Source organism: Fictibacillus sp. FJAT-27399, assembly GCF_001510655.1.
Lineage (GTDB): Bacteria > Bacillota > Bacilli > Bacillales > Fictibacillaceae > Fictibacillus_C > Fictibacillus_C marinisediminis.
In genome coordinates this window covers 373,430-389,930 of the sequence record NZ_LMVC01000005.1, presented here as the reverse complement: position 1 = coordinate 389,930, position 16,501 = coordinate 373,430, and the positions used below count along the sequence as shown (strand labels likewise).

The window sequence follows — 16,501 nt, the reverse complement described above, 5'->3', positions numbered from 1 at the left end:
AATTCATTTTCGAGGAGTCTCGCACCTTGCACTCCAATCAACTGATCAATGAAGGTTTTTCACAAAAATATTCCCAAAGCAACAATTTTTTAGAAAAGAGCCTTCTTCTGAATCAGCTCGGATTAATCGCTGAGCCTTCTTTGGAGAGATCGTCTAAATCCATGTCTTTGAGCTCAGATCCTTGTTTTATCATATCCGTAACAGGGCAGTATCGCAGGATGCCTTCTGCCACTTTCATGGAGGCGAGGATCATCATGAAGACGTAAGATCCGCGGTAAGGCCTGCGTGTGTACTTGGCGGTCAGCATCGCCAGCATGGTCAATCCGCACACGATCCGAATCATGGAGTTTAAGATGCCAATGTTCTGTTTCATAACGGGAATGCTCCTTTTTGTGATGATTTTTTGTGTTTTGCGTAAAGACACCCACGAACCAAAATTGTATGGTATCCTTGAGAAAATGTAATTTACAGAGAAAAAGGTGAAACCTATGTCTAACCAGTTCTTGTTTTGGTCGAAGGCGGACCTTCGCCGCCATCAAGCAGTGATCCTGGGCGAATTAGCGCCGTCGATCGTACTGCAGAATGCAACCTACTTAAATGCTGCCCGGCACTGCTGGACAAAAGCTAACATATGGATTTACGATAACCGCATCGTTTATGTTGGGGATAAAATGCCCAGCCATACGAACGGGACAGAGATTTTGGATATTGACGGTAAATATGTCGTCCCTGGTTACATTGAGCCGCATGCCCATCCATTTCAACTATATAATCCCCAGACTCTGGGCCGTTATGCATCGGCAAGGGGCACAACGACATTTATGTGCGATAATCTTATGCTTTTTTTATCATTGCCAGTTACGAAAGCGCTTACTATTATGGAAGACCTGAACCGGCTGCCTTTTACGTACTATTGGTGGTGCCGTTATGATTCCCAGTCAGAGCTCTTGAATGAAGACTCTTTGTTCTCATTGAGCAACATTAAAAAAATGCTAGCATCTCCTTATGTCATACAGGGCGGAGAGCTGACAAGCTGGCCGAAAGTCCTTCAGGGAGATGATCATATTCTTCATCTCATGCGGGAAACACGCAAGGCCGGAAAGCGGATCGAAGGGCATCTGCCTGGTGCCTCTGAAAAAACCTTGACGCAGATGGCGCTGCTCGGTGTGGATTGCGATCATGAGGCGATGACCGGAGAGGAAGCAATGATGAGGCTGAACCTCGGACTTACCACCTCTCTCCGCTATTCATCCATTCGTCCCGATCTTTCACAGATTTTAAAAGAGATGAAAGAGATTGGAGCGGCTCATTTTGACCGTGTCATCTTTACAACGGACGGATCAACACCGGCATTTTATGAAGAAGGCGTCACGGATAAAATGATTTCTATCGCGCTTGAAGAAGGAATTGATCCGATCGATGCTTATAAAATGGCTTCTTATAATATAGCAAGATATTACGGCAAAGAGCATATACTCGGAATGGTCGCACCGGGAAGAGTAGCACATCTCAATATCCTGGATAGTGTGCAGCACCCGAATCCGGAGTCTGTGCTCGCCAAAGGGCAATGGATCAAGCGTGACGGTGAGGTTATGGAAGCTGGTGCACCGTTTCCTTGGAGCGATTATGGAATGGGGCCGCTCGAATTGAACTGGGATCTGTCGCGGAAAGACTTTCAGTTCAGTTCACTGGCAGGCATTGAGATGGTGAACTCCGTCATTACGAAGCCGTATCAGATTCAGCTCAATCCTACTGAGGAAAAATTGAATATGGAACACGATGAATGCTTCTTCATGCTCGTCGACAAAAAAGGCAAGTGGCGGGTAAACACCCTGGTCAAAGGCTTTGCCAAAGGAGTTTCCGGGTTTGCGAGCTCCTATTCGAGCACGGGCGATCTGCTTTTAATCGGAAAAAGCAAGCGGGATATGCTCGCGGCGTTTAACCGTGTAAAAGAGATGAAAGGCGGCATCGTGCTGGTAGAGGACGGAGAAATCATCAGCGAGGTCAAGCTGCCGCTTGGAGGAGGAATGTCTTCTTCATCAGTCGAAGAACTCATACAGGAAGAAAAGGCATTAACGTCAGAACTGCGAAAAAGAGGATATCACTTCGAAGATCCAATCTACAGTCTGCTTTTCTTTTCTTCAACTCATTTGCCATATATCCGCATTACACAGCTAGGAATCTACGATGTGAAGAAGAAAGTCATACTCTTTCCTTCGATTATGCGTTAAACTAAAGAAGTAAAGCGTCTGGAAAGAATTCGGCCGGGGGGGCCAGGGGGGCAGGGGTGCCTGATGAAAAAATGGCTGCTTAGCTTTTGTGCGGCTCTATTGATCCTGGGCGGTGCAGGCTGCCAGAAGGAAGAAACGGCAAGTAACAAAAAGCCTGCGGAACATACGAAAGCTCCTGAAAAGAAAGAAAAGAAGACAGAGCTGAAAAACACGTATCCGCTGACAGGAATCAAAACGAACAAGGACACCGATGCAAGGGTGTTTGCCGTAATGATCAACAATCACTGGAAGGCTCGTCCGCAGTCCGGGCTTCATAAGGCGGATCTCGTTTACGAAGTTTTGGCGGAAGGGGATATTACACGCTTTCTTGCCGTATTTCAGAGCGAGAAACCAGAGGTGGTCGGGCCCGTCCGCAGCGCACGCGATTACTTTATTGAGCTGAGCCAGGGTTTTCATGCTTTTTACGTTCATCATGGCTGGAGTCCGGAAGCGAAGAAAATCCTTTCCGGCAGCAACAGCAAGGTGGATTCGCTGAACGGCCTGTATTATGACGGCACGCTTTTTCACCGGGCATCGTTCCGGCAGGCGCCTCATAACTCGTATATTAAGTACAAAGACATCATGAAAGGTTTAAAGAAGAAAGGCTATGACAATAAAGATAAAATAAAGCCTCTTCCTTTCTTAAAACCATCGGAGGTCAAAACGCTTACTGGTGACAAAGCCGATAAAGTTCTGATAACATACAATCACGGTGAGACTGTCGGCTATACCTACGACTCATCAACGAAACGGTATGCCCGCTTCAGCAACGAGAAGCCGACCACTGACCGCGAAACCAAAACACCGATCGAACTCGATAACGTGCTGATTGTGGAAGCAAGCCATAAAATCATTGATAGTTACGGACGAAGAGAAATTGACCTTACATCCGGAGGCAAAGCCATTTTACTTCAGCGCGGAAAAGCCAGGGAAGTTAGCTGGGAAAACAAAGACGGTAGAATCATCCCGTCTGGCACAGGTTTCGTTCCGGGAAAAACCTGGATCAACATCATCCCGGCGCAGCCAGGAATCAGTAAGAGCGTTTCTATTGAATAGAGCAGAAGGAGTGCAAGTACATGCAAATTGATAAATTAAGAGGAAAGGCGCTTGATCAGCTGTTTGAAGCCGTCCTTTCACTAAAAGATCTGGAAGAATGCTATATGTTCTTCGATGATCTGTGCACGATGAACGAGATCCAGTCACTGGCACAGCGCCTTGAAGTAGCCCGCATGCTTCGTGAAGGAAAGACCTATCATAAAATTGAATCAGAAACCGGCGCCAGCACAGCGACGATTTCCCGTGTGAAGCGATGCCTGAACTTCGGAAACGATGCCTATCAAATGGCACTCGATCGGGTACACGGAAATAAAGAAGAAACGAAGTAAAACCTGTAACGCCTTTGGGCGGTGCAGGTTTTCTGTTTTGTGGAGTTATACGGCGTGACGATTTTATGAAAATGATGTGTTTTGCAAGTAAGTGGTCCATTATCGCAAGTAAAGTCTGCATTTTCGCAAGTAAATGGTGTGGAACCGCAAGTAAACTCACCATTTCCGCAAGTAAAACATGCCGAACCGCAAGTAACGACCCCAGACAATCCATTTGAGGCCGACAAAAAGGCCACCTGGAATCAGATCACTTGGCGGCCTCCACATTTAAAGCTTACGAGTAAACACTTCTTGCTTTTTCACACGTTCGTAGCCGATGTTTTCGTAAAATCGGTGCGCTTCTTTTCGTTCAGCGCCCGAACGGAGCCGGATTTGATCATAGCCGTTTTCCAGCGCCCACGTTTCACATCTTTTCATTAATTCTTTTCCCACACCTAACCGGCGTTGTGACTCATCGACTACCAAACCGCCGATCTCGCAATATTCCATTTGCAGCAATGTTTTTCCATAGACATGAACCCAGCCGGCGATCGTACCGTTCACTTCTTGTACAAAAAGAGCAGCATTTTTCTGGATGATAATTTTTTCCAACCGTGTTATGATTTCAGTAGTATCACCTGTGTAACCGAGCTGTAACGACAGGGAAGCCAAGGCGGATATGTCCTCTAAGGTGGCTTGTCTAATCATAAAATCACCTCTTCAATAAGGAGTAAGGTCAAAAGAATCAGAGTCGGCCGAACACTATGGACAAGAGTATCGAGCATTTTGCACAATCCAGCAAGAGTAACGAAACATTCCAAAACGGGAAGTGAAGAACTTGAAGAAAAGCATCGTAGTTTTTGATTTGCTGTTTTATTTAATACTGCCTTATCTGATCTGGAACCAGGGAAGAGACATTTTGGGCGATTATTACGCCATCCTGCTGTCTTCCGCTCCAGGTTTCATCTATACCATATACCGGTTTGTGAAAGAAAAGCAATTCAATGTTACAGGGATGTTTATTCTGTTCTCCCTGTTTGCCGGAACAACGATCGACCTCCTGTCAGGGGGAGCCGGCCGAATGCTTTGGAACCAGGTGTTCTTCGGTATTTTTATGGCGCTGCTGATATTCACGACCATTCTGATCAAACAGCCGCTTGGCATGCACTTTGCGGTGGATATTGCTTATCTCCAGGGTGAACCGAGGGACAAGACGCAGTCTCTGTACCGTCAGCCTGAATTTTATAAGTATTTTGTTTGGCTTACCGGACTGTTTGCATTCCGCAGTTTGTTCCAGGCCGGATTGAAATCGTATCTCCTGATGGAATACGGCGCGAAGAAGTATGATTTTATTTTATTCTCGATGAAGATTTCAGGCTGGATTTTTGGAGGCCTGATCACAGCAGGCTTTGTATTTATATCTTTAAAAATCTATAACTATCATGAGAAGAACAAAGGGCCTGAGGGTTCGGACAGCCCGATTCAAACGGAACCAAAAATCTGAGTTATTTTTGAAACCGATCCCTCGCCAGCATGCCATAGACCGCAACATCTACAAAGTGGTCGTAAAGCCATTCCGCCTGGCGGAGTTCTCCTTCTTGATGAAAACCAAGCCGTTCTGCAACAGAGCGGCTTCTTTTATTGTCCAGTGCGGCCTTCAGTTCCAGCCGGTTCAGGCCGAGCGTTCCAAACGCATAGTCCACCATCGCATCGCACGACCGGGTCATGATGCCCTGGCCTTCAAAGTCCTTGCCCAGCCAATATCCAATGTTCGCCGAAAAGTTATTCCACTTGATGTCATACAGTGCCAGAGAGCCGGCCGGAATGCCCCGGTACCAGATGAGGGTGACGAGGTCCGTATAGTCGGCATACTTCTGCTGCGCCAGTTTAATGAATGTTTTTGTATCTTTTAAGGTACGTGAATAATCGACCCAGCCAAGCCAATTCCTCAGGTGGTCTCTTGAATAATCGGTCAGCTGGAAGAGGAGCTGGGCATCTCTTTTTTCGAGCATCTTCAAGGAAATTTCCTCATCAACTTGCAAAAAAAACATACACATTCTCCTGTTCATCGCTTTTTGTAAGGTTACCAAAAATTAATCGTAATGTAAGCGTTGTTTCACAGTGTCAAAGATGAGTAGCCCTATAATTTTTGATATAATGGCAAAAGGTATAAAGAGAATAACCGGCCGGGATGATCCCGGTTTAGAAAGTATAGATTGAATTATCCAGCTTCAACGCCCAAAGAGGATGAAAAAAGTTACAATTTTCATCCCAGCTCGGCCGTTTTTAAACAGGCGTTTCAGCATTTACTGGGAGGATCTTATGAATTTTGATTATCGGGTTTGGAAGCATATTTTTAAGCTGGATCCCAATAAGGAAATATCGGATGCCGATTTGGAGGCTGTCTGCGAGTCAGGCACGGATGCGGTCATCGTTGGCGGGAGTGACGGAGTAACACTTGATAATACTCTTGATTTGATGTCGCGGATCCGCAAGTTTGCGGTTCCCTGTGTCCTGGAGGTTTCCAACATTGAATCATTGACTCCCGGTTTTGATTTTTACTATATTCCGACCGTTCTTAACAGCAGGGACGCCAGCTTTATTGTCGGCTTGCAGCATGAGGCGGTGAAGGAATACGGCGATCTCATGAACTGGGAGGAGATTGTGACGGAAGGCTATTGCATCGTGAATCCGGATTGCAAAGCCGCAGAATACTCCAGCGCGAATGCCAGTCTTTCATTAGAAGATGTTGTAGCATATGCGCGCATGGCGGAAAAAATGTTCAGGCTTCCCGTGTTTTATCTTGAATACAGCGGAATGTATGGCGACATTGAGGTCGTGAAGGAAGTTAGGAAAGTGCTGGACCGTACGAAGTTTTATTATGGCGGCGGTATTTCAAATGCAGAACAGGCGAGAGAGATGGCAGTCTTCGCTGACACGGTCATCATCGGCAACATTATTTACGACGATTTGAAGAGTGCACTTGAGACAGTAAAAGCTGTAAAAGGATAATTGAAGTAAGACAGCAAATCATTTACAATAGAAATAAGAACAAACGTTTGGGCAGGTGACGGATAAATGAGTATGCACCAATTGATCGAAAAGCTGCTGACAGGACTCAATCCTGAACAGAGAGCAGCCGTTAAACATACACAGGGACCGCTTTTAATTATGGCGGGAGCGGGAAGCGGTAAGACGAGGGTGCTGACCCACCGCATCGCTTATTTATTGATGGAGAAAGAAGTCGCGCCATGGAACATCCTCGCGATCACGTTTACGAACAAAGCAGCACGCGAGATGAAGGAAAGGGTAGCCAGCATTACTGGACCTGTAGCGGAAGACATCTGGATTTCCACATTCCACTCCATGTGCGTAAGAATTTTGCGGCGTGATATCGACCGGATCGGCATCAGCCGCAACTTCTCGATCCTCGATTCTACGGATCAGCTCTCGGTAATCAAAAATATCTTAAAAGACAAGAACATGGATTCGAAAAAATTTGAGCCGCGGAGCATCTTGGGCTCTATTTCGTCATTGAAAAATGAACTGAAAACGAGTGCTGATTTTGCGAAAACGATGAACGGACCGTATGACAGTGTCGTCCATGAGGTATACCAAGAATATGAAAAACGTTTGAAAAAGAACTCTGCGCTCGATTTTGATGATTTAATTATGACAACCATCCATCTCTTCAAGCGTGTGCCGGAAGTGCTGGAATTCTATCAGCGCAAGTTCCAATACATTCACGTGGATGAGTATCAGGATACAAACCGTGCGCAGTATATGCTCGTACAAATGCTTGCTGACCGTTTCCGCAACCTTTGTGTTGTCGGTGATTCGGATCAGTCGATCTACGGCTGGCGCGGAGCGGACATCGCAAACATCCTTTCTTTTGAAAAAGATTACAATGACGCGAAGGTAGTTTTGCTTGAGCAAAACTACCGTTCTACGAAAACCATTCTGGACGCAGCCAACAAGGTGATCGAGAACAACTTCAACCGCAAGGCGAAAAACCTGTGGACAGATAAAAACGAAGGACAGAATATTATTTATTACCAAGGCGACAGTGAGCATGATGAGGGCCATTATGTAGCAGGAAAGATCCGTGAGATGACCATCGGCGGAAGCCGCAAATGCTCAGAGATCGCCATCCTGTATCGTACGAATGCCCAGTCCCGAGTAATCGAGGAAGTTTTGATGAAGTCGAACATCCCGTATAACATCGTCGGCGGCACCAAGTTCTACGACCGCAAAGAGATCAAGGACATTCTTGCCTATCTTCGCCTCATTGCGAACCCGGATGATGACATCAGCATGATGCGGATCATTAATGTACCGAAGCGCGGAATCGGTGCTTCGACTGTCGATAAGATTCTCCAATATGGAGCGGATAATGATCTTTCCATGTACCAAGCGCTTCAGGAAGTGGAGCAGATCGGATTAACATCCCGGATTACAGGCGTATTGCGCGATTTTTCCGAGCTGATCACGAACTGGACCCGAATGCAGGAGTTCCTTTCGGTGACCGAGCTTGTGGAAGAAGTGATTGATAAGACGGGTTACCGCGACATGCTGAAGGCAGATAAGTCGCTTGAATCGGAAAGCCGTCTGGAGAACATTGACGAGTTCCTTTCTGTAACGCAAGACTTTGAAAAACAGCAGGAAGATAAGAGCCTTGTGGCATTCTTGACCGACTTGGCCCTTGTAGCAGACATTGACCGCCTGGATGAGGATGAAGGCGATAAGCCGAAAGAATCGGTTGTTCTGATGACCTTGCACTCCGCTAAAGGCCTGGAGTTCCCGGTTGTCTTCCTGATTGGTTTGGAGGAGGGTGTATTCCCGCACAGCCGTGCTCTCTTTGAAGAAAGCGAAATGGAAGAAGAACGACGACTGGCTTACGTTGGAATTACACGTGCCGAACAGGAGCTTTATTTAACGAACGCTCGGATGAGAACATTGTTCGGACGTACGAACATGAACCCGGTATCCCGGTTTATCGGCGAGATTCCAGAGGAGTTGCTTGAATCCGTTCAAAAGGAAAAGGAAACTCCGAGCTGGGGAAGATCGTCACGTTCCAATGCTGCTCCTTCCTTCATGAAGCAGCCGGCTGCTGTTAAGAAAACATCTCCTGTTTATACGACTAATGGAGGCGAAAAGCCGGATTGGAAAGTCGGGGACAAAGTAAAACACCGCAAATGGGAGACAGGCGTGGTCGTCAGCATGAAGGGTGAAGGCGACTCACTGGAATTGGACATTGCGTTCCCGCAGCCGGTAGGACTGAAACGGCTGCTTGCGAAGTTTGCTCCGATTGAAAAAATGTAGTTTTTAAACGTGCGTTTAAAGGGGCTGTCCAAGAAGTCTGTAAGCTGTTGATTTCCGTTCCAGGGTGCTCGCTTTTACCGGCGCGAGCTCCTACTTTCGCGGGGCGTGCGGTGAGCCTTACCGGCGTGAACGCCTACTTTTTGGCGCTAGCGCCTGCGGGAGTCTCACCTGTCACGCTAGTCCCGCAGGACAAGGAAGGCTCCGGCAGCTTTTTATCGCACGAAGAAAATGTGAAGTTCATTTTCGAGGAGTCTCGCACCTTCCACTTCAATCAACTTTTCATTGAAGATTTTCAAGACAAAAAGGAGCTGCTGAAGGTCAATTTTCGACTTTCAGGACAGCCCCTTATTCCATTAAAAAGCTGTACAGTTAAGATCGATAAAGGAGTTGGAAAGTTTGAACGAAGAGCATGCGAGTAAAAGGGTACATGAATTGCGTGAACTCCTTGAAAAATACAGCTATGAATATTACGTTCTCGATAAGCCTACAGTTCCCGATTCAGAGTACGACAAACGGCTTCAGGAGCTGATCGAGCTTGAAAACAACCATCCGGAGCTGCGGGATGAGCATTCTCCGACAGTGAGGGTGGGAGGACAAGTCCTCGACTATTTCAGAAAAGTGCAGCACAAGGTTCCAATGCTCAGCCTTGGCAATGCGTTTAACGAGGAAGATCTGCGTGATTTTGACCGCCGGGTACGAAACGGAGTCGGTGACAATGTTTCGTACGTGGCAGAATTAAAAATTGATGGTCTTGCTGTGTCATTAACTTATGAAGAAGGCCGCTTTGTTCTTGGGGCTACCCGCGGTGACGGAACGACCGGTGAAGACATCACGAACAATTTAAAGACGATTCGTGCGATTCCCCTTCGCATCAAGGATAAGAACGTTTCTCTTGAAGTGCGCGGTGAGGCATACATGCCGAAGCGTTCATTTCAAAAGCTGAATGAAGCTCGCCAGGAAGAAGGCCAGGAGCTTTTTGCGAATCCGCGGAATGCGGCGGCCGGTTCCCTGCGCCAGCTCGATCCGAACATCGCCGGCAAGCGAAACCTTTCCATATTCGTGTATGGAATTGGACAGCTTTCCGGGTATTCAGTCGATTCGCACAGCGAAAGCCTGAACTTCCTGAAGGACCTCGGTTTTAAAACGAACCCGGAATGGAAGCATTGCAAAAATATCGATGAAGTCGTAGATTTTGTCAGAGGCTGGGGGGAACGCCGACCGGATCTAGACTACGAGATTGACGGCATCGTCATAAAAGTTGATTCCCTTTATCAGCAGGAAGAGCTTGGTTTTACAGCGAAGAGCCCGCGGTGGGCCATCGCGTATAAGTTCCCGGCAGAAGAGGTCGTCACACGCCTTGAAGGAATTGAACTCAATGTGGGCAGAACGGGTGTTGTAACGCCTACTGCCCTCTTGTCTCCGGTTGTAGTTGCCGGAACGACGGTTAAACGTGCTTCATTACATAATGAAGACTTGATCCGGGAAAAGGACATCAAGATCGGCGATTACGTGATCGTGAAAAAAGCGGGAGACATCATCCCCGAAGTGGTGAACGTGATCGTTGACCGGCGAACTGGCGAGGAAGAAGACTTCCATATGCCGACACACTGCCCGGAATGCGAAAGTGAGCTGGACCGGCTGGATGGAGAAGTAGCTTTGCGCTGTCTGAATCCGCAATGCCCTGCCCAGATCCGTGAAGGGCTCATCCACTTTGTTTCCAGAAATGCCATGAACATTGACGGCCTGGGAGAGAAAGTCATCGCTCAGCTATTCCGGGAAAACCTCATACAGGATGTGGCAGACCTTTATAAACTAAAGAAGGAAGAGCTGCTGAAACTGGAGAGAATGGGTGAAAAGTCGGTTGACAACCTGCTGGACGCTATAGAAAAATCGAAAGAGAATTCTCTGGAACGTCTATTGTTCGGCCTTGGGATCAGGCATGTCGGTGCGAAGGCTGCAAAAACGATCGCCCAGGTATTTGAAACAATGGACCGGCTAAGTTCTGCTGCGAAAGAAGAACTGATCGCCATTGATGAAGTCGGTGAGAAAATGGCCGATTCGGTTGAGCTGTATTTCGATAAGCCGGAAGTGGCAGAGCTCATCACTGACCTGAAAGAATCCGGTGTGAACATGGAATACAAAGGGCCGCGTGTCGTCCGGTCAGAAGATGTGGATTCCTATTTTGCAGGAAAAACCATTGTGCTGACGGGTAAACTTTCGGTGCTGAACAGGAACGAAGCGAAAGAAAAACTGGAAACGCTTGGCGGTAAGGTGACCGGAAGCGTGAGCAAGAATACCGACCTGCTGATCGCAGGGGAGGATGCGGGATCCAAACTGGACAAAGCACAGTCCCTCGGAGTGGAAGTATGGTCTGAACAGCGATTTATCGAGGAGCTTGAAAAATAAAGAATAGCTCTGTTCCATCAAGTTTTATGGAGGAGTGTTACCATGATAAAGCGGATCAGCCTGATCCTGTTAAGCTCCCTTTTGATCCTGAGCGGCTGTATGAACAGAGACAAGCTGCAGAAGGAAGAGGAAGTTGTAAAGAAACAAGGGAAAACCGAAGAAAAAGCCATCATTACCGGGGAGATCAAAACCGGGGAAAAATATTACCGAAGCATTGTACCGTTTGAGCCAGGCGGTGCTCGCGGCTTAATCAAGTACGGTGTAGATAACCGCTTGGATATCAACGAGTTTGAACTCGGCCTCATGCGGATTGCTCAGGATAATTTCAGCACGGACAAGTATTACTACCAGGAGGGCCAATACCTGTCTTCCACGACCGTCAATAACTGGCTGAAGCGTGCGGACGAGAAGACTGAGAAGGATAATAAAACAGACATGGCCCAAAAAGGTCTTAACCCTGCTTTGGGGGTTAAGAAGGATGCTCCTTACAAGCAAGTAATGGCAGCAGAAGATAAACATCCGAAATACTTATCGTATGTACTGGAGCAGAATTACCTTGTACAGAGCGGAAATGATAAAGTTAAACTCGGCGGTGTCGTTGTGGGTTTATCGTTTAACTCTACGTACTATTACAAGGCGACAGACAAGGCTGGCTTGATTTATAACGGCTCCAAGAAGCTTGACTCAAGTGATGTTTCCCGTGAAGCAAGAAAAATGGGACAGCAGGTCATCCAGCGTATTCGCCAAAACCATGCACTGAAAAATGTTCCGATCACCATCGCTCTCTATCAGGAAGCGGAAAAAGAATCGGTCACACCAGGGCACTTTTTTGCATCGGCATCAGCCGGAGCGGGCAGTTCGCAGCTCGGAAGCTGGGATAAGATTGACGACCGTTACTATTTATTCCCTTCAAAAGATGCGACCGCAGCAAAAAGGGATGATGCTGAGAAATTTAATAACTTCAAGACCAAAATTCAGGACTACTTCCCGAACTATGTAGGAGTAATCGGAAAAGCTCAATACCGGGACGGCAACCTGAACCGTCTGGACATCGATATCCCGATGCAGTTCCAAGGCAAAGCTGAAGTCATCTCGTTCACACAGTATGTTACCTCGTCGGTGATGAAGGAGCTTCCAAGCGTGCCGGTTACAATCAACATCCAATCTGCCGTCAATAAACCGGAAGCGCTCATCGTCCGGGATGACGGAAGCAGCGAACCGTTCGTGCATATTTATAGATAGTGCCAAAGACAGACCCATGAACATACAAGGGTCTGTCTTGTTTTATGTGCATAGTTATGAAATCCCTTGAAATAAAAGGGTTTATTGTTTATTTCTTATTATTCTGACTATTTGTCATTGTTTGAACTGTGGCACGAGTTTAGGGTAGAATAGACATGTTGAACAAATGAAAACGCTTAAGGGCATAGGAGGGGACAAAATGATTCGAGAGTATAAACACGAACCATTTACGGATTTTTCAGTTAAAGAAAACAAGAAAGCTTTTGAGGAAGCTTTAGACCTTGTTAATTCACAGCTAGGCAAAGAGTATCCTCTGGTCATTGGCGGAGAACGCATCACCACTGATGAAAAAATCGTTTCTATTAATCCGGCCAATAAAGAAGAAGTTATTGGAACGGTTTCTAAAGCAAATAAAGATCTAGCAGAAAAAGCAATGCAAGTTGCGGTTTCTACGTTCGAAACTTGGAAAAAATGGGCGCCTGAAGCTCGTGCAAATATCCTTTACAGAGCTTCTGCTATTCTACGCCGCCGCAAGCATGAATTCTCTGCTTACCTCGTAAAAGAAGGCGGTAAACCATGGAAAGAAGCAGATGCTGATACAGCTGAAGCAATCGATTTCCTAGAGTTCTATGCTCGTCAAATGGAACTTATGAAAAACGGAGTACCGGTAAAAAGCCGTGAAGGTGAAATCAACCAATTCAACTACATCCCTTTGGGAGTAGGTATCGTGATTTCTCCATTTAACTTCCCGCTTGCGATCATGGCAGGAACAACTGTAGCTGCAATCGTTTCCGGTAACACAGTTCTTCTTAAACCAGCAAACAACACACCGGTTGTTGCAGCTAAGTTTGCTGAAGTGATGGAACAGGCTGGTCTTCCAGCAGGCGTATTGAACTTCATCCCAGGAAGCGGAGCAGAAGTGGGCGACTACCTGGTAGACCACCCGAAAACACGTTTCGTATCCTTCACTGGTTCCCGTGAAGTCGGCTGCCGTATCTACGAACGCGCAGCAAAAGTGCACCCTGGCCAAATCTGGCTTAAGCGTGTTATCGCTGAAATGGGCGGAAAAGACACAATGGTTATCGACAACAACGTAGATACAGATATGGCTGCTTCTGCGATTGTTTACTCTGCATTCGGTTTCTCTGGACAAAAATGTTCTGCAGGATCCCGTGCGGTCATTCACCAGGATGTGTATGATGAAGTTCTTGAAAAAGCAGTGGAGTTAACAAAATCTCTTCGTGTAGGAAATCCTGAAGATCTAGGAAACTACATGGGTCCTGTTATCGACCAAGCGGCTTACAACAAGATCATGAGCTACATCGAAATTGGAAGAACGGAAGGGAAAATCGCAGCTGGAGGAGAAGGCGACGACTCTAAAGGTTATTTCATCCAACCGACAATCGTAGCAGACGTGGAAGAAAAAGCACGTCTTATGCAAGAAGAAATCTTTGGACCGGTTGTAGCGTTCTGTAAAGCTCGCGACTTCGATCACATGATGGAAATTGCAAACAACACAGATTACGGTTTGACTGGAGCTCTAGTTTCCAATAACCGTGAGCACATCGAGCGCGCGAAAGAAGAATTCCACGTGGGTAACCTTTACTTCAACCGCGGATGTACAGGCGCGATCGTTGGATACCAGCCGTTTGGCGGATTCAACATGTCTGGTACGGACTCCAAAGCTGGTGGCCCAGACTACCTTCTTCTTCACATGCAAGCGAAAACAACTTCAGAGTTGCTTTAATAAACAAAAAACCCCTTTCGGCTTTGGCTTGAAGGGGTTTTTACTATATTTCTTTAGTCACTGCCATTACGAATCCTTTGCGTAAAACAGATTCAATGTGCATATAAGGAGTGAGTTTTTTACGAACACGGTAGATCAGGGAGTTTAACTCATCAGAGCCAACATCGGGTACCCTGCCGTCCAGAAGATCTCTTTCACTCCAGGCATGCCGCTTAATTTCTTCTTTCGAAACAAACTGTCCGAGGGAAGAATACAGCAGTTTAAAACACTGAAACTCCTTATGCGAAAAGTGAATATCTTTTTGATGAACCCGTACTTTTTGCAAAAGCTCATGAATGTCAATGAAATCTTCAGTTGGTATACGAAATGGTTTTACGGGATCCCAGTCCATGGTCTCCTGATCGTTTACGGTTATGTATTTCATGGAGATCATGCCATTGACGAGGGTGATCTGGTCACCGTTGCTCAAACCATATTCCTTTTGTGGAAGAAGGCGCATGCCATTTAGCCAGGTGCCATGTTTGCTGCCAAGATCAATCAGCATGGGTGAAGGTTTTTCACAATCGATCACACAATGCTGCCTGGATACGAGCGGGATATGAAATGCGATGCCGGGGGCAGGTTCGGAGCCGAATCTTCCGATGGAAATCTTTCTTTTTAATGGCACAAATTCATTTTCATAAGGCTGTCCACGCTCAATCAATAAGTGGAATTTCTCCAAAACGTCCATAGGTTCACCTTCTAATTATTTGAGTATTCTTGCTTTTGTTAGGGCTTTGTCATTCCTGCTCCATTGAATGGAGGAAAGATAAGGAATACCATCAATAACATAGCAGGAAAATTAAAATTTAGGAAGGTAGGATGGTCATGAAAAAAAGAATCGTATTAAATGCTGCTTTCACCGGAATTATTGGATTAGGTGTAATCACTGCACCATTAATCGTGAACGCTCAAGCTCAGAAGCCATATACCCAAGCTGCTCATGTTCTAAAAACATATTCAAACGAATCAGGAACAGTCACTCTTACCGAAATCCAGCCGCACGTTTGGGTACATACGACGATCGGCGAATTTAACGGAGTGCCTGTTCCTTCGAATGGACTGTTGATGGAAACTTCCAAAGGCCTTCTGCTTGTTGATTCTTCTTGGGACGATTCCCTTACCGGAGAACTGATGGATATGATTTCTCAGCATTTTAAAAAACCTGTGAAAAACGCGATCATCACTCATTCCCATCAAGACCGCATAGGAGGCATTAAAACGCTGAAGGAGCGGGGGGTTCATGTGTATACGACTCCTCAAACAGCAAAGCTTGGTGTTGAAAATGGCTATGAAGCTCCAAATCGTTTGCTGAATCCGGTGCTGACTCATTTGAGGTTTGGGAACGTGAAGGTGGAAGCCTACTATCCAGGGAAGGGACATACCGAAGACAACATTACGGTTTACTTTCCGCAGTACAAGCTCCTGGTCGGTGGCTGCCTGATCAAGTCGCAGGAAGCAAAAGATCTTGGGAATGTAGAGGATGCGGATGTTCAAGCGTGGCCAGTGTCCGTGCAAAACGTGATTGACCGATATTCTCAGGCGAGGACTGTTGTTCCAGGCCATGGAAACATAGGTGGAACCGGGCTTCTGTATCACACGATTGAGCTCCTGGAAAACAACAAGTAACTTTAAACCACAAAAAAACTGGCGGAAGCAGTTTCCGCCAGTTTTTCTTCATAAATTAGAACCAAAGTGCGTCTAAAGAGTAAGCGCCTGCTCCAGTAAGAGCTACACCTAATGCTACTGCGATGAGGATCAAGTTGTACTCATAGCCGCCTGATGTTGCCCAGAAGCCGTTTGGTCCGTGCACTTTTACGATGGCCATGAGCATGGTCACGATAATGGCTGCTGCACCGAGCCAAGTGACCAATCCTGCTGCGAACAATAGACCGCCGCCAAACTCAGCGAGCCCTGCAAACAGTGCCATCGTGTAGCCTGGCTTAATACCGATGGATTCCAGCCAGCCGCCTGTTCCTTTCAGACCATGGCCTCCGAACCAGCCGAACAATTTTTGTGTACCATGTGCCGCGAACGATAATCCGATCACGAGACGAATGATTAATAATCCTAAACTTAACATATAAGAACAACTCCTTGTTGAGATTTAA

At 46.5% G+C, this 16,501-nt stretch carries 16 protein-coding genes; 11 read left to right on the top strand and 5 right to left on the bottom strand.

Annotation, left to right across the window (positions count from 1 at the left end):
• Window positions 1-112: 112 nt before the first annotated feature.
• Window positions 113-373 carry a YgaP family membrane protein gene (locus AR335_RS20050; RefSeq protein WP_053355999.1) on the bottom strand — a complete coding sequence of 87 codons (261 nt, stop codon included), beginning with the start codon at window positions 371-373 and terminating at the stop codon, window positions 113-115.
• Between the two features lie 115 nt (window positions 374-488).
• Between AR335_RS20050 and AR335_RS20045 the strand changes: the two genes are divergently transcribed.
• From AR335_RS20045 to AR335_RS20035, 3 genes are read left to right on the top strand one after another with little or no spacing between them, the layout of a single operon-like run.
• The gene (locus tag AR335_RS20045; protein ID WP_062239192.1) at window positions 489-2,231 is read left to right on the top strand and encodes an adenine deaminase C-terminal domain-containing protein; all 1,743 of its coding nucleotides are present in this window, start codon (window positions 489-491) and stop codon (window positions 2,229-2,231) included.
• A 60-nt stretch (window positions 2,232-2,291) separates the two neighbouring features.
• Entirely contained in the window at window positions 2,292-3,326 is a 1,035-nt protein-coding gene (locus AR335_RS20040) for a DUF3048 domain-containing protein (RefSeq protein ID WP_369795861.1), read from the top strand.
• 20 nt (window positions 3,327-3,346) lie between these two features.
• Window positions 3,347-3,655: a YerC/YecD family TrpR-related protein gene (locus tag AR335_RS20035; RefSeq protein WP_053355996.1), complete on the top strand. Its 309-nt coding sequence runs from the start codon at window positions 3,347-3,349 to the stop codon at window positions 3,653-3,655.
• Window positions 3,656-3,922: 267 nt separating this feature from the next.
• On the opposite strand, the gene AR335_RS20030 is transcribed toward AR335_RS20035, so the two are convergent.
• Window positions 3,923-4,342, bottom strand: coding sequence for a GNAT family N-acetyltransferase (locus AR335_RS20030; RefSeq protein WP_062239186.1), 420 nt, complete (start codon window positions 4,340-4,342; stop codon window positions 3,923-3,925).
• Between the two features lie 121 nt (window positions 4,343-4,463).
• On the opposite strand from AR335_RS20030, the gene AR335_RS20025 reads away from it, so the two are divergent.
• A complete protein-coding gene (locus AR335_RS20025; RefSeq protein ID WP_082316060.1) occupies window positions 4,464-5,138 on the top strand; it encodes a VC0807 family protein in 675 nt (224 codons plus the stop codon).
• A gap of 1 nt (window position 5,139) precedes the next feature.
• Here AR335_RS20025 and AR335_RS20020 read toward each other — a convergent pair whose 3' ends face one another.
• Window positions 5,140-5,685 carry a GNAT family N-acetyltransferase gene (locus AR335_RS20020; RefSeq protein WP_062239184.1) on the bottom strand — a complete coding sequence of 182 codons (546 nt, stop codon included), beginning with the start codon at window positions 5,683-5,685 and terminating at the stop codon, window positions 5,140-5,142.
• Window positions 5,686-5,956: 271 nt separating this feature from the next.
• On the opposite strand from AR335_RS20020, the gene AR335_RS20015 reads away from it, so the two are divergent.
• The 6 genes from AR335_RS20015 to pruA all read left to right on the top strand — a co-directional run bounded on the left by AR335_RS20015 (window position 5,957) and on the right by pruA (window position 14,351).
• Window positions 5,957-6,646: a heptaprenylglyceryl phosphate synthase gene (locus tag AR335_RS20015; RefSeq protein WP_062239181.1), complete on the top strand. Its 690-nt coding sequence runs from the start codon at window positions 5,957-5,959 to the stop codon at window positions 6,644-6,646.
• A 72-nt stretch (window positions 6,647-6,718) separates the two neighbouring features.
• Window positions 6,719-8,956, top strand: coding sequence for a DNA helicase PcrA (gene pcrA, locus AR335_RS20010; RefSeq protein WP_082683631.1), 2,238 nt, complete (start codon window positions 6,719-6,721; stop codon window positions 8,954-8,956).
• Window positions 8,957-9,003: 47 nt separating this feature from the next.
• Window positions 9,004-9,375 carry a hypothetical protein gene (locus tag AR335_RS20005; RefSeq protein WP_062239175.1) on the top strand — a complete coding sequence of 124 codons (372 nt, stop codon included), beginning with the start codon at window positions 9,004-9,006 and terminating at the stop codon, window positions 9,373-9,375.
• Window positions 9,353-11,362 (top strand): NAD-dependent DNA ligase LigA, encoded by a 2,010-nt coding sequence (gene ligA / locus AR335_RS20000; protein ID WP_062239170.1) that lies wholly within the window; start codon window positions 9,353-9,355, stop codon window positions 11,360-11,362. The genes AR335_RS20005 and ligA overlap by 23 nt, the downstream gene beginning before the upstream one ends.
• Window positions 11,363-11,404: 42 nt before the next feature.
• Window positions 11,405-12,604: a CamS family sex pheromone protein gene (locus AR335_RS19995; RefSeq protein WP_062239167.1), complete on the top strand. Its 1,200-nt coding sequence runs from the start codon at window positions 11,405-11,407 to the stop codon at window positions 12,602-12,604.
• Window positions 12,605-12,803: 199 nt separating this feature from the next.
• Window positions 12,804-14,351, top strand: a complete 1,548-nt coding sequence (gene pruA / locus AR335_RS19990) for an L-glutamate gamma-semialdehyde dehydrogenase (protein ID WP_053355989.1) — start codon at window positions 12,804-12,806, stop codon at window positions 14,349-14,351.
• 43 nt (window positions 14,352-14,394) lie between these two features.
• On the opposite strand, the gene AR335_RS19985 is transcribed toward pruA, so the two are convergent.
• Window positions 14,395-15,081 carry an FHA domain-containing protein gene (locus AR335_RS19985; protein ID WP_062239164.1) on the bottom strand — a complete coding sequence of 229 codons (687 nt, stop codon included), beginning with the start codon at window positions 15,079-15,081 and terminating at the stop codon, window positions 14,395-14,397.
• 137 nt (window positions 15,082-15,218) lie between these two features.
• Here AR335_RS19985 and bla point away from each other — a divergent pair, with 137 nt between their 5' ends.
• Window positions 15,219-16,019 (top strand): subclass B1 metallo-beta-lactamase, encoded by an 801-nt coding sequence (gene bla / locus AR335_RS19980; protein ID WP_062239313.1) that lies wholly within the window; start codon window positions 15,219-15,221, stop codon window positions 16,017-16,019.
• A gap of 55 nt (window positions 16,020-16,074) precedes the next feature.
• Here the strand turns inward: bla and AR335_RS19975 are convergent, their stop codons facing one another.
• Window positions 16,075-16,473 carry a DoxX family protein gene (locus AR335_RS19975; RefSeq protein WP_062239161.1) on the bottom strand — a complete coding sequence of 133 codons (399 nt, stop codon included), beginning with the start codon at window positions 16,471-16,473 and terminating at the stop codon, window positions 16,075-16,077.
• Window positions 16,474-16,501 lie beyond the last annotated feature (28 nt).

What these genes read in the sequence shown, in the direction of transcription:
- AR335_RS20030 (WP_062239186.1), bottom strand. Translation starts at nt 4,342, where the DNA reads ATGATTAGACAAGCCACCTTAGAGGACATATCCGCCTTGGCTTCCCTG.
- pcrA (WP_082683631.1), top strand. Translation starts at nt 6,719, where the DNA reads ATGCACCAATTGATCGAAAAGCTGCTGACAGGACTCAATCCTGAACAG.
- AR335_RS20050 (WP_053355999.1), bottom strand. Translation starts at nt 373, where the DNA reads ATGAAACAGAACATTGGCATCTTAAACTCCATGATTCGGATCGTGTGC.
- bla (WP_062239313.1), top strand. Translation starts at nt 15,219, where the DNA reads ATGAAAAAAAGAATCGTATTAAATGCTGCTTTCACCGGAATTATTGGA.
- AR335_RS19985 (WP_062239164.1), bottom strand. Translation starts at nt 15,081, where the DNA reads ATGGACGTTTTGGAGAAATTCCACTTATTGATTGAGCGTGGACAGCCT.
- AR335_RS19975 (WP_062239161.1), bottom strand. Translation starts at nt 16,473, where the DNA reads ATGTTAAGTTTAGGATTATTAATCATTCGTCTCGTGATCGGATTATCG.
- pruA (WP_053355989.1), top strand. Translation starts at nt 12,804, where the DNA reads ATGATTCGAGAGTATAAACACGAACCATTTACGGATTTTTCAGTTAAA.
- AR335_RS20020 (WP_062239184.1), bottom strand. Translation starts at nt 5,685, where the DNA reads ATGTTTTTTTTGCAAGTTGATGAGGAAATTTCCTTGAAGATGCTCGAA.
- AR335_RS20035 (WP_053355996.1), top strand. Translation starts at nt 3,347, where the DNA reads ATGCAAATTGATAAATTAAGAGGAAAGGCGCTTGATCAGCTGTTTGAA.
- AR335_RS20015 (WP_062239181.1), top strand. Translation starts at nt 5,957, where the DNA reads ATGAATTTTGATTATCGGGTTTGGAAGCATATTTTTAAGCTGGATCCC.
- AR335_RS19995 (WP_062239167.1), top strand. Translation starts at nt 11,405, where the DNA reads ATGATAAAGCGGATCAGCCTGATCCTGTTAAGCTCCCTTTTGATCCTG.
- AR335_RS20045 (WP_062239192.1), top strand. Translation starts at nt 489, where the DNA reads ATGTCTAACCAGTTCTTGTTTTGGTCGAAGGCGGACCTTCGCCGCCAT.